A 12,739-nucleotide genomic window follows, 5' to 3' on the forward strand; every position below is an offset into this window, starting at 1 on the left:
ACACAAATTCGGCCCTTAAATTGTCGGATATATATAACAATACAAACATTTAGACTACAAATGCACCACTCAGATCACAAATACCAAATTGTTAGTTAAGCTTTGTCTCTAACGGTCGATTAAACTGTGTGTCTAGCCACAAATCCCTTGTACTTATAGCGGATAAGATATTTATGAAAGAAGTAAAATTTCGTTGGATTGACGGACTGTTAATTCAAATGACCGTAAGACAGAAGTTCATTGCTTTGGCAATTTTTGCAGTATTGCCGTTAATTATTCTGACTTATATCATGAGCGTTCAAGTGAATAATGCCCATATTGAGCGATACCTTGAAAATCAGGTTGAGTCACTGAATCAGCAGCTAAAAATCATACAAGCAGTAGAACTTGACTCACTATCAAAGCTAAACATCGAAGGACGATTAATCGATGTTGCAAATCTATCTCATGAGCAAAAAGGGATTGCTCGTTCAGGCGGTGGCGTTGTAGGAAATACGGCTGTTAGTAAAGTTTCAACGAATCAAAAAGCACTTGTAAAAACTCTTGATGTTGAAAGCCAAAACTTATTAGAGCACATTCAATATATTTATTTCATAGCAGCTTTATGTGTACTTTTTGTCATAGTTTCGATTTATTACATCTCAACATTCATCCGTGGTGCACTATACACAACTGTCAAAGCACTTGATACAGCTGCCAAAGGCGACTTAACTCAGCGTTTAAACTTCCATGTTGTTCCAGATGAATTTAGTATCTTAGCCGTGAGCATTGATTCTTTAGTTGAACGTCAGCACAACTTAGTACAGCAATTAATGGCAGCCACGACGAAAATCCGTGATGTTGTGATCGATTTTCGTGCCGGTGCTGAACAAGGCAAAAGCTTAGCCGCAGATCAACGCCAACATCTAGATTCATTGGCAACCGCGATGGAAGAAATGACCGCAGCAGTGAAAGAAGTATCTAGAAATGCTGAACAATCTGCTTCTGAGACTCAAGAAACCAATCATCAGATCACCGTCGGCTCTCAAGATATTTCCAGTACTGTATCTGTTGTTGGCGCTCTTGCACAGGATATTACCAATGCATCAGATGCGGTTCATGAGCTAAATGATAATGCATCTCGTATTGATGAGGTGGTAACAACCATTAATGCTATTTCTGAACAGACCAACTTACTTGCACTTAACGCAGCCATTGAAGCCGCTAGAGCTGGTGAACAAGGTCGAGGATTTGCGGTTGTAGCAGATGAAGTAAGAACCCTTGCTGGACGAACTCAATCAGCAACCGTTGAAATTAAATCTATGATCGAGTCATTACAGCAAGGTGCGAGCGCCCTTACCCAAGTAATGGCTAGAACGGTAGAACAAGCGGAACAAGGTAAACAGTGCATCATCAAAACTGGTGAAGATCTTACTTCAATCGCAGATAAGAGTGATAATGTACTCGATATGAGCGTACTAATTGCAAGCTCTGCTGAAGAACAATCTGCTACTGTAAACGAAGTCGCCAGTAACTTGATGGAAATTCGTAATCAGTCACATGATGTGGAGAGCTCTGCGAAAAATGCTGTCGTAGGATGTGATGACTTATTTGCTACAGCAGAGCAGCTTGATCAACTACTTGTTGGCTTAAAAGTGTAATATTTCTTTATAATTACTCTCATTTTCTATTAAGGGGAGAACATTGTTCTCCCTTTTTTACAAAGTCATTTAAGAACTTTTAATCAAATTTTTCTTCAATGTTTCTGCTGATTCAACTGAAATAACTATTTCAGATACCTCTTCAACAATACTACCCATCATTCCATAATACTTAATGAGATGGTACGTCCCTCCCTGCATACAGTTAAACTGCAACTGATGTAGCCTTTAAAGGAAGTGCCAAATGAATACTCCACACATTATTGGAATCGACTTAGGTAAAAACTCTTTTCATTTAGTTGGCCATGACCAATCTGGTCAACGGTTATTTAAGAAAAAGCTTACTCGCCAAAAGCTACTCGAATTTTTGGCATTTCATGAGCCGGTGATCATAGCTATGGAATCGTGCGGCGGCTCTCACTGGCTCGCGAGAAAATGTTCTGAGTTTGGACATACTGCTAAGTTAATCCCTCCCCAATATGTAAAGCCATACGTTAAAACTAATAAAAATGATTTCATTGATGCCGATGCTATTGCTGAAGCCGCTTCTCGACCAACTATGAGGTTCTCGTCTCCAAAAACAGAATCAGCTCAAGTTATCTCGACCATTCAAAAAATTCGTAATGGGTATATTAGAGAGCGAACCGCATGCATGAACAGAATAGGCTCAATTCTTCTTGAATTCGGGATAAGTTTGCCAAAAGGACACTCTATTATGAAAGGTCTGTTTCAATGGCTAGCTGATAAGAATCAACATCTTCCACCCCTAATTGTTTTTGAGTTAACAGAGTTACATGAACACTATCTGAACCTTAATGAGCGTATAGCATCACAAGCGAATAAAGTTGAGAGAATTCTTGCTGATAATGAGCAAGTTAAACAATTACAAAGTATCCCAGGCATAGGTCCTGTTGTCGCAAGCGCTTGTGTATCATCTGTTAGTGAACCAAGCGACTTCAAAAATGGACGAAATTTCGCAGCATGGATTGGGCTTGTTCCCCTCCAGCACTCTACAGGTGGAAAAACCATATTACTTGGAATATCAAAACGTGGAAATAAAGAGCTGAGAACACTATTCATCCATGGTGCGAGGTCTATTTTGTGGCGAGATAAATCTGCAGAGAAATACTTTGGTTCATGGCTTATCAACCTTAAAAAACGAAAGCCTTTTAACGTTGCTGTAGTTGCATTAGCCAACAAAATAGCCCGTATAGCCTGGGCAGTTTTAGTCAATAAAAAGTCTTTTGAAATCAGAATATAGTCAAAATTTGCAGTGAGAGTAAAAGATGACACAACGGTTAGACCACCAGACTGATGACCTGTTGCCCCAAACAGCAATGTAAAATGCTTTTCGCTTTGTGAGGACAGTCTGGCGCATACCTCATCATAGAGCTGAGACTAATGAAGGTCTCAAAAAGACTCTGAATATATTAGCGCAAATCAGCTCGTTATTTTTAACTCTAGTTGCAATAACGGGACGTACCATATATTGGGGCTGATTGAAGATTAGCTTTGCATTGTCTTCTGACTTTTTACCTAAGACCAAGTCATTGCTCTCAACATCAACATTGATCTTAACGTCTTTTATATGTTTCAGCGGAACTCGTATAATCCCAATAAGTCCTTTCGTAATGACGAGGTGATCATCTTGAATATAAATTGAATAGTTCTTCGCAGCCCTGTAATTCGCAACACAGAAAACTATGCCATAAAGGAACAGTGAACACGTGATAATCGCTAAAAGTTCACTAAAATCGAGTAAAAGGTAGTAGCTTAACGTTGCCAATATAATTAATGATATAGCGACTAAAACCATGCTACTTACTTTTGCAGCTTTACTATTTAAATGAGCAATTGTTGGCGTATGATTCTTTGAAAAGTAAGGTATTGCGTAGTACCAACTGGCTGGTTCAGAAGCCAAAGTCAGCGCCAGTGTATCTGTAGCTTCATTCCTCCCCTCTTTTGCCTGTATCAAAATTTTATCTTTAAACGTTGTTGGCTCGCATTCTGACTCTCTATTCCCAGCCATCACTTTCAAAGCTGTAACTCTAGGATCCCCCTTAGCCCCCCTAGCTTACCATAAACCTCGAATAACACTTACCATAATGTACAATTCGACAATAATTAGTAAGGCGATTAAGGGATACCGAATATAAGAGATGAATTCAAAATATGACGCAAATTCTTGCGGAAAAGAATAACGGGCGACCAATCCACTCAAACTAAAGATGACTAACATCTTCCAGAGCTTTTGCTTTCCTAGTTTAATGATACAAAACCAGTAAACAGCAGGTAAAACAACAAAAAACACCAAATTGATACAGTAGAATACAAACCAATCTTGAGAATTTTGAAGTTGTTCAGGTAATAATTGCACACCTAAACCATACCCTAAAATTGCAACGATAAGAAATACTAATCTAGCTTTTACTACCAAGCGCATTAAACACTCCATTGTTATTTTTATGTTAACAACAATATTGAGTTAAAAAAGGATTATTCAAGTGACAGTTAGAAAATAAAGGATTGGTTGAAAGATAAAACTATACGTGTAACTGGTAGAGTTGGAATTATTAGAATTCAAAACGAACAAAGCCTCAGTAAACTGAGGCTTTGAGACAAAAAACAAAATTAACTTTTGCTAATTACTTAGCTAGAGCGTCTTTTGCTTTTTCAACTAAAGTTGCGAAAACAACTTTGTCGTATACTGCGATGTCTGCCAAAATCTTACGATCGATTTCGATAGACGCTTTCTTAAGACCGTTGATGAAACGGCTGTAAGATAGACCATTTTGACGAGACGCTGCATTGATACGTGCAATCCATAGTTGACGGAATTGACGTTTCTTTTGACGACGGTCACGGTAAGCATATTGACCAGCTTTAGTTACAGCTTGAACTGCTACGCGATAAACGCGTGAACGAGCTCCGTAATAACCTTTGGCAAGTTTCAGTACTTTTTTGTGACGAGCACGAGCGGTTACACCACGCTTAACTCTTGGCATTTTCTAATCTCCTAAATTAAGCGTATGGTAATTGACGCGCGATTGCTGGAACGTCAGACTTAGCAACAAGGCACTTAGCACGTAGATGACGTTTACGCTTAGTGCTTTTCTTAGTCAAAATGTGACGAAGGTGAGCTTGCTTGCGCTTGAAACCATTAGCAGTTTTCTTAAAACGCTTAGCAACACCCTTATCGGTTTTCATCTTAGGCATTGTATACTACTCCGCATTGGGAATGTTAATAAATAGCAAGGCGAAATGAGACTTATAAAAGCCTCATTTACTTTTAAATAATTGCCCTACTTATTTCTTTTTAGGCGCTAGCACCATTACAGCTTGGCGACCTTCCATTTTCGGGAAAGACTCCACTACTGCAATCTCTTCCAAATCACCTTTAATACGGTTCAAAAGATCCATACCGATGCTTTGGTGTGCCATTTCACGGCCACGGAAACGCAGCGTAACTTTCGCTTTGTCACCATCGTTTAGAAAACGAGTCAGGTTGCGTAGTTTTACCTGATAATCGTTTTCATCAGTTCCAGGACGGAATTTAACTTCCTTAACCTGAACCTGCTTTTGCTTTTTCTTCTGTTCTTTTTGCGCTTTCGCCTTATCGAACAAGAATTTTCCGTAGTCCATGATCCGGCATACTGGAGGCTCAGCATTAGGGCTGATCTCTACAAGATCTAACCCAGCTTCGTCAGCTAAACCTTGTGCTTCTCTAATGTGCATGATGCCGTGTTGTTCACCATCCACACCGTTAACACGTACTTCAGTTAAACCGGTAATTTCTTCATTGATTCTATTGGCGGCGTCTTTGCGTCCACCTGTTCTTTTAGCCTTTATGACTTATTCCTCCAAAAGATTTAGACTACGGAGCGAAATTTGTTCACGGATTTTAGCGGCAAAGGCATCAATACTCAACTTACCTAAGTCTTTTCCGTCTCGAGTTCGCACCGCGACTTCCCTATTTTCCATTTCTTGGTCGCCAACGACCAGCAAATAAGGAACACGTCGTAACGTGTGCTCGCGTATTTTAAAGCCAATCTTTTCGTTTCTCAAGTCACTTGATGCACGAATACCCTGCTTTTTGAATAATCCGACTACTTCTTGAACATAATCGGCTTGTTTATCCGTGATATTCATCACAACAGCTTGGGTTGGTGCAAGCCAAGTTGGGAATCGACCCGCGTATTCTTCAATTAGAATACCGATGAAACGCTCCAATGATCCTAAAATAGCACGGTGAATCATTACCGGAGTTTGACGACTACCATCTTCAGCTACATAAGTTGCACCTAAACGAGATGGTAACGCGTAATCCAATTGTACAGTGCCGCACTGCCAAGCACGATCTAAACAGTCGTGAAGTGTGAACTCGATCTTAGGACCATAGAACGCACCTTCACCTTCTAGAATACCGTATTCGATATTATTGTTAGCTAAAGCTTGTTTTAACGCTTCTTCAGCTCTGTCCCACATATCATCATCACCGATACGTTTTTCTGGGCGAGTAGAAAGCTTAACAACAATGTCTTTAAAGCCGAAAGTTGAATAAGTGTCGTATACCATCTTGATACACTTACTGACTTCCTGCTGCACTTGATCATCGGTACAGAATACATGTGCATCATCTTGAGTAAAGCCACGTACACGCATCAAGCCGTGAAGTGAACCAGATGGTTCGTTACGGTGACAGCATCCAAACTCAGCCATACGCAATGGTAAATCACGGTATGATTTCAAACCTTGGTTAAAAATTTGAACGTGGCCTGGGCAGTTCATTGGCTTCAATGCGTAATCACGCGCTTCACTATGAGTCGTAAACATTGCCTCAGAATATTTATCCCAATGACCAGAACGCTCCCAAAGTACTCGGTCCATGATCATGGGACCTTTAACTTCGTCGTAATCGTAATCAACTAATTTAGTACGAACAAACGTTTCTAGTTCGCGGAAAATGCTCCAGCCATCGTTATGCCAAAACACCATGCCTGGCGCTTCTTCTTGCATGTGATATAAATCAAGCTGTTTACCAATTTTACGATGGTCGCGTTTTGCAGCTTCTTCTAAACGATTTAGGTAAGCTTTTAATGCTTTTTTATCAGCCCAAGCAGTCCCATAGATACGCTGCAACATTTTGTTATTTGAATCACCACGCCAGTATGCACCTGCAACACTCATTAGCTTAAAGTGGTGGCAGAACTTCATATTTGGTACGTGTGGACCACGGCACATATCGATGTATTCTTCGTGATGGTACAGCGCTGGCGTCGAATCTTGACTAATATTTTCGTCAAGGATCTGCATCTTATAAGTTTCGCCACGAGCCTCAAACGTGTCTCTCGCGATTTGCCAGCTGCCGACCTTTTTAACTACGTCATAGTTAGTTTTGGCTAGCTGAAGCATGCGCTTCTCAAGAGCATCAATATCTTCTTGAGTTAATTTATGATCAAGATCGATATCATAATAAAAGCCATTATCGATAACCGGACCGATCGCCATTTTGACATCTGGCCACAATTGTTTGATTGCATGTCCCAATAAATGTGCGCATGAGTGACGAAGAATTTCTAGTCCCTCATCGTCTTTGGCTGTAATGATTGAGAGTTCTGAATCAGTATCAATCACATCACAAGCATCTTTAAGTTCGCCATTAACTCGACCTGCGATACAAGCTTTCGCAAGACCAGGACCAATATCAGCAGCAACATCATAAGTAGAGACAGGTTGAGCAAACTCACGTTTGCTACCATCAGGAAGTGTAATAACAGGCATATATATTCCTTTCCAGTGGTGACCCATACGCAGGGCCACTTGGTTGTATAAATAAAAACTCAACGAAAGCGTTAGTCAGTACCAGAGCCTAAGTAGGCCTTCGATGATAAAAAGAGCGTCTATGATAAGGATTCTCTACCCTTCAAGCAATGCCAGATTAATTATTTCCTCAATTTTGTGCTTTAATTAGACAAGTGACAAATCTGTTCTATTCTAAATGTTCTACAAATGAGTGGAGTTGTTCTGAACACCCTAACCTTTCAATAAGTTAGAGTGTCCTTATAAATGTAAATACTGAGGTAACAAGGATGTTAAAAGTGGTAGTATTTGCAGCACTTACATCAACAAATATTTCGATGTATAGCTCGCCAGCAACAGAAGTAACAATGAGCCACCAATTACATAGCGCTCAAGCTAAAGCAGTTCTTATGCAACACATATCAGAAGATCTGCAAAAACAGCATATCAAAATGCTTAATAGCCTTTGCAGTGAAATATTTCATAGGCATAATAAATTGATTATGGATAGGATGAGCGTGCACCCTATGCTTAAGCAAGAGCATATTTAACTTAGTTTTTTCTCTGCCAGTACTCGTTCTACCGTATCTACGATAGTTTGGGTTTGAGAGTCTATCTCTATATTAAACAGTGTTCCCGATCCCGCTTCACTTAAGTTTGTTAGCTTAAGTGTTTCAGGGATCAAATACAGTTCAAATGTATTTTCAGTAAGATTTCCCACCGTTAAACTACACCCATTGACACCAATAAATCCTTTATACAAGATGTATTTCATCCAATGAGCATCAACCTCTAATGTTAATTTACAATTATCAACAGTATTATCTACTGAAATGACCTTTGCTTGCGTATGAATATGACCTGATAAAATATGGCCACCGATTTCATGACCAAAAGCTAGTGAGCGTTCGATATTAACAGTGTCAGTTTCCTTTAAATCATCAAGATTCGTTACTCTTAATGTTTCTTCCATTACATCAAAAAAAACCTTATCATGAGTTTGTTCGGTAACTGTCAAACACACACCGTTAACGGCAACACTCGCACCTCTTAACAAGTTCTCACAAAACTCAGGGTTAATGGCGATCCCAAATTGCTTTAAGCCATGTTGTTTCTTAATCGAAACAACATCAGCTGTCGTTTGTACAATTCCTGTGAACATTTAATTATTCTCTTCAGTATTAAGGTGGTTGAATGAATCGGTTCGGGTATCAAGCTAAGCGTTTACTTCAGCTCGCAGCTCCAATTTTTATCGCACAAGTAACCCAAACATTAATGGGATTTACTGATACCGTTATGGCTGGTCAAGTTAGTGCAACTGACATGGCGGCAGTAGCAATTGGAACCAGTTTATGGTTTCCGCCTTTTTTATTTATTCTAGGCATATTAATGGCCTTTACCCCTGTTGTAGCAGGACATCATGGTGCCAACAAGCCTGAAAAAATCCGTCCTTTCATTCATCAGGCTGGTTACATTGCTCTAATCGGTGCGGTGCTGGTCATGGTTACTTTAAGCTTTTCCTCGCTTATTCTCTCAAAAATGGCTCTTGAACCCAAGCTATCACTATTAGCTGAAGGCTATATTGATGCTGTTTTGTGGGGGCTCCAGCTTTTATGCTTTACCAAACCTTGAGAGGCTGTAGTGAAGGAATTTCATATACCTTACCGACTATGATGATTGGCTTTATAGGTTTACTGATAAACATTCCAGTAAATTATATTTTTATCAATGGTTACTTGGGTGCTCCTGCAATGGGTGGCGCTGGATGTGGTGTTGCCACCGCCCTAGTTATGTGGTGCATGCTGATAAGTATGGCGGTTTACATTCATGTTCATCCCAAATTCAAACAAATTAAGTTATTTCATCAATTCTATAAGCCTGATTTCACTGCAATTAAAGGTCTAACCGTTTTAGGTTTACCGATTGGTTTATCTGTCTTATTTGAAGTCAGCTTATTTTCAGTCATCGCTCTTATGTTGGCACCATTGGGCTCAAACGTTGTTGCAAGCCACCAAATTGCTCTTAACTTTTCCTCGGTAGTCTTTATGCTGCCACTATCCATCGGAATGGCTGTATCTATTCGCGTTGGTTATTATGTTGGACGTGAAAATCTAGTACTCTCAAAAAGTGCGACTAAAATTGGTCTGACAATCGGCTTATCGATGGCAGTTATAACTGCAATCATTACCCTTTTGTTCAAAGAAAGAATTGCTCTGATCTACAATAATGACCCTATTGTTGTACAGATGGCCGTTGCTCTTATGGGCTTGGCGGCCTTATATCAAATTTCAGACGCAATACAAGTCGTTGCAGCAGGGGCATTACGTGGCTACAAAGACAATACAGTTACTTTTTTTATCACCTTAAATTCATATTGGGGTGTGGGTGTAACGCTTGGGTATATTTTAGGCAAAACAAATATACTAGCTCCAGCCATGGGAGCGAAAGGTTTTTGGATTGGACTTATTGCAGGTTTAACAACCGCAGCTGTTCTATTTTTCTGGCGTCTGCACGTCACACAAAAGAAAATGGAGCAACAGTTTGCTTCCAATAACACGTTGAACTAAAAGTAAGTAACATATCGATCAGAAATAATGCACTCCTTTTCTGGTCGATATTCAAGTTTCTACAAATTTCTGCAGTCTAATGAATAGTCAAATAAATAAAGAGAAACGTAGCTGATTTCACAAAGAGAATTTTTGTAAAACAATCCGCAGTTATTTACACTATGAGCCAAATCAAGTCAGCCTATATTGGATTAATGCAAGAAGTACAATTACACATCACCAAAGATGGTTCTCATACTTTGATCAACCCGTCATTAGAAGAGTCATACCATGCCTATAATGGTGCCCATACTGAGTCTCAATATGTGTATATTCAATGCGGCTTAGAATATTACATTAGCAATAGAAGTGACTCGAGAGACCCTATCACTATTCTTGAATTTGGTTTTGGTACAGGTCTAAATGCATTGTTAACGTTACAGCATTGCACTCATAGTAATACAAGAGTTCATTATATAAGTTTAGAACCATTCCCAGTTCCAGCAGCTACTGCGTTACAACTCAATTACACTGATAACTTAGCTCAGCCCTACCCGGAGTTATTCCGGCAATTGCATACCTGTGAGTGGAATAATACAGTTAAAATAACTGAAAATTTTGAGCTTAAAAAACTCAATCAAAAATTACATGAAACTAAGCTTGAACCCAATTCAATAGATATAATTTTTTATGATGCTTTCGCCCCTAGTAAGCAACCAGATGCTTGGGAAAAGCAATTATTCGAAAAGTGTTTTGAAGCCTTAAAACCGAACGGTTTACTTGTTAGCTATTGTGCAAACGGTCAGTTTAAGCGTGATCTAAAGTCGATAGGCTTCACTCTGGATCAATGTAAAGGGCCTATGGGGAGACGCGAAATTACTCGAGCTTGGAAAAATTAGAGCCCACTTTCCTGAACGCTTTCTGTATATCTTGAATTAATTCAAAGAATTACCTTGTAACAATTGGGTGTAAAGAGTAATTATTGGTCAATAATTCATGATTAAATCAAAATACTATGGCAGCATTTTCACCACAACAGATTCTTGAGACTGTTAAGTCTCAAATCAGTCAGTTGACAATTAATGATATATCTTGTGAACAAAAAAAATATGACGGGGGATGGGAACCATCTCCTGAGTTTTATAGAGTTCCTGCTTATATTGGCGGAATGCATTATAGCCTTATTTTTACCGAGGGTAGGATACTTAATGCTGTTAAATCAAGACAAGAAGGTCCCCCCCCAGAGGAGAGGATTTCGATCCCAATAAGAAAAAAATAATAGCAGCATTAAAACCTTTAAACCTTTTCCATACATTAAAACCCACCCCAGAAGTATTAGATTCACCCTATCGTAGTAGGGAGATTTATACAGAGGAAAGTTACAACCCACCTCATAAATACCCAAGTATTCAGAGGTATAGAGCAAATTTAACAAACATCAAAACTTCAGAAGTGTTATAAAGCAGCGCTAAATTATACTCTTAACTACAACTTACACTTAGAGAAATGCTTAGTTACTCGAGATATTCAAAACCAGTTCCGTTTTAAGCTAAAAACTTACAACGCTTTAAAAATGAATAATGGTTCAATGAAAAATAAAAAATTCAGGTTTATCCCGTAAATGATAAAGACCTGAATTCTGATGAGTATACAGGTTTATTTTATTTAATACTTTTCGATAAACCTTACCAATTCCTTAACACCTTCTTTGGACATAGCATTATAGATACTTGCTCTTAAGCCACCGACAAAGCGGTGTCCTTTCAGAGCAACTAAGCCTTCACTCTCAGCATCAGCCAAAAACTTAGCTTCACTATTGGTATCATGCATATGGAAAGTCACGTTCATTAAAGATCGATTATTTAAGGCTACGTCATTGTAAAAGTCATCGGAATTATCAATTACATCATAAAGTAATGCCGCTTTTTCTTTGTTGTGCTTTTCGATATATGAAACACCACCAATATCTTTAAGCCACTTGAATACTTCAGCTGCCAAGTACCAAGCAAATGTTGGTGGAGTGTTATACATAGAATTAGTTTCAAGCTGCGCTTTATAATGAAAGATCGTTGGCTGAGGTAGGCTAGGCAATTGCAACATATCATCACGAACTATCGCAATAGATAAACCTGATGGCCCAATATTTTTTTGTGCCCCTGCATAAATCACTGCAAATTTTGATACATCTATCTCTCTAGAAAGAATGTTAGAAGACATATCGGCAATTACTGGCCAAGGGCATTCAATGTCATCAAAAATCTCGATACCATCCACGGTCTCATTTGGACAATAGTGTAAATATCTAAAATCACGTTTGTCATTAGAAAAGTCTGGTAGCGTTACTGATTTAGTCGACTCTTTATCTTGATAATTGGAAATATCAAGCGTTTCAATTTGTTCTTCAGCGACTAAATTTTTTGCTTCAACTGCAGCTAAATGTGACCATTGACCAGAAACCAGATATAGCGCTTTACCTTGCTCTCCTAAAAAGTTATTTACAACAGCCGCAAATTGAGCTCTTCCTCCACCATGCATGAAGAACACATGATAATTTTCAGGAATGTTCATTAGCTCACGAAGATCTTCTTCGGCTTGTTTAGCTAATGCTAGAAAAGGCTTATCTCTATGACTTACTTCCATAACTGAAGTACCTAAGCCATTCCAATTAATTAACTCTGCTTGCGCTTTTTGCATGACAGGCTCTGGGATCATTGCAGGACCAGCACAAAAATTGTAGGTTTTCGTCACTCTTTC

General features: G+C 39.0%; 13 protein-coding genes and 1 pseudogene. 6 read left to right on the top strand and 8 right to left on the bottom strand.

Annotated elements, in window-relative coordinates:
* The first annotated feature begins 173 nt into the window (after nucleotides 1-173).
* The gene (locus E2H97_RS09770; protein ID WP_133406962.1) at nucleotides 174-1,640 is read left to right on the top strand and encodes a methyl-accepting chemotaxis protein; all 1,467 of its coding nucleotides are present in this window, start codon (nucleotides 174-176) and stop codon (nucleotides 1,638-1,640) included.
* Nucleotides 1,641-1,884: 244 nt separating this feature from the next.
* Complete coding sequence (locus E2H97_RS09775) at nucleotides 1,885-2,901, top strand: IS110 family RNA-guided transposase (RefSeq protein WP_133406963.1); 1,017 nt, start codon at nucleotides 1,885-1,887, stop codon at nucleotides 2,899-2,901.
* A gap of 123 nt (nucleotides 2,902-3,024) precedes the next feature.
* Here the strand turns inward: E2H97_RS09775 and E2H97_RS09780 are convergent, their stop codons facing one another.
* From E2H97_RS09780 to thrS, 6 genes are all read right to left on the bottom strand, one after another.
* Nucleotides 3,025-3,669: a hypothetical protein gene (locus E2H97_RS09780; protein WP_133406964.1), complete on the bottom strand. Its 645-nt coding sequence runs from the start codon at nucleotides 3,667-3,669 to the stop codon at nucleotides 3,025-3,027.
* Nucleotides 3,670-3,714: 45 nt separating this feature from the next.
* Nucleotides 3,715-4,083: a hypothetical protein gene (locus E2H97_RS09785; protein WP_133406965.1), complete on the bottom strand. Its 369-nt coding sequence runs from the start codon at nucleotides 4,081-4,083 to the stop codon at nucleotides 3,715-3,717.
* 202 nt (nucleotides 4,084-4,285) lie between these two features.
* Nucleotides 4,286-4,645, bottom strand: a complete 360-nt coding sequence (gene rplT, locus E2H97_RS09790; protein WP_121840707.1) for a 50S ribosomal protein L20 — start codon at nucleotides 4,643-4,645, stop codon at nucleotides 4,286-4,288.
* 16 nt (nucleotides 4,646-4,661) lie between these two features.
* Nucleotides 4,662-4,856: a 50S ribosomal protein L35 gene (gene rpmI, locus E2H97_RS09795; protein ID WP_011496149.1), complete on the bottom strand. Its 195-nt coding sequence runs from the start codon at nucleotides 4,854-4,856 to the stop codon at nucleotides 4,662-4,664.
* A gap of 90 nt (nucleotides 4,857-4,946) precedes the next feature.
* A complete protein-coding gene (gene infC / locus E2H97_RS09800) occupies nucleotides 4,947-5,489 on the bottom strand; it encodes a translation initiation factor IF-3 (RefSeq protein WP_133406966.1) in 543 nt (180 codons plus the stop codon).
* A gap of 3 nt (nucleotides 5,490-5,492) precedes the next feature.
* Nucleotides 5,493-7,421 carry a threonine--tRNA ligase gene (gene thrS, locus E2H97_RS09805; RefSeq protein ID WP_133406967.1) on the bottom strand — a complete coding sequence of 643 codons (1,929 nt, stop codon included), beginning with the start codon at nucleotides 7,419-7,421 and terminating at the stop codon, nucleotides 5,493-5,495.
* A 308-nt stretch (nucleotides 7,422-7,729) separates the two neighbouring features.
* Between thrS and E2H97_RS09810 the strand changes: the two genes are divergently transcribed.
* Complete coding sequence (locus E2H97_RS09810) at nucleotides 7,730-7,990, top strand: hypothetical protein (protein WP_133406968.1); 261 nt, start codon at nucleotides 7,730-7,732, stop codon at nucleotides 7,988-7,990.
* On the opposite strand, the gene E2H97_RS09815 is transcribed toward E2H97_RS09810, so the two are convergent.
* Nucleotides 7,987-8,601: a riboflavin synthase subunit alpha gene (locus E2H97_RS09815; protein ID WP_133406969.1), complete on the bottom strand. Its 615-nt coding sequence runs from the start codon at nucleotides 8,599-8,601 to the stop codon at nucleotides 7,987-7,989. The two genes, E2H97_RS09810 and E2H97_RS09815, sit on opposite strands and share 4 nt — an antisense overlap.
* Nucleotides 8,602-8,633: 32 nt before the next feature.
* On the opposite strand from E2H97_RS09815, the pseudogene E2H97_RS09820 reads away from it, so the two are divergent.
* From E2H97_RS09820 to E2H97_RS09830, 3 genes and pseudogenes are all read left to right on the top strand, one after another.
* Nucleotides 8,634-10,006, top strand: a pseudogene (locus E2H97_RS09820) (MATE family efflux transporter).
* Nucleotides 10,007-10,167: 161 nt separating this feature from the next.
* The gene (gene mnmC2 / locus E2H97_RS09825) at nucleotides 10,168-10,884 is read left to right on the top strand and encodes a tRNA (5-methylaminomethyl-2-thiouridine)(34)-methyltransferase MnmC2 (protein WP_133406970.1); all 717 of its coding nucleotides are present in this window, start codon (nucleotides 10,168-10,170) and stop codon (nucleotides 10,882-10,884) included.
* Nucleotides 10,885-11,000: 116 nt separating this feature from the next.
* Nucleotides 11,001-11,264, top strand: coding sequence for a hypothetical protein (locus tag E2H97_RS09830; protein ID WP_133406971.1), 264 nt, complete (start codon nucleotides 11,001-11,003; stop codon nucleotides 11,262-11,264).
* A 386-nt stretch (nucleotides 11,265-11,650) separates the two neighbouring features.
* Here E2H97_RS09830 and serC read toward each other — a convergent pair whose 3' ends face one another.
* Nucleotides 11,651-12,733 carry a 3-phosphoserine/phosphohydroxythreonine transaminase gene (gene serC, locus E2H97_RS09835; RefSeq protein ID WP_133406972.1) on the bottom strand — a complete coding sequence of 361 codons (1,083 nt, stop codon included), beginning with the start codon at nucleotides 12,731-12,733 and terminating at the stop codon, nucleotides 11,651-11,653.
* Between the last annotated feature and the right edge of the window lie 6 nt (nucleotides 12,734-12,739).

This window comes from Parashewanella tropica (assembly GCF_004358445.1).
GTDB lineage: Bacteria > Pseudomonadota > Gammaproteobacteria > Enterobacterales > Shewanellaceae > Parashewanella > Parashewanella tropica.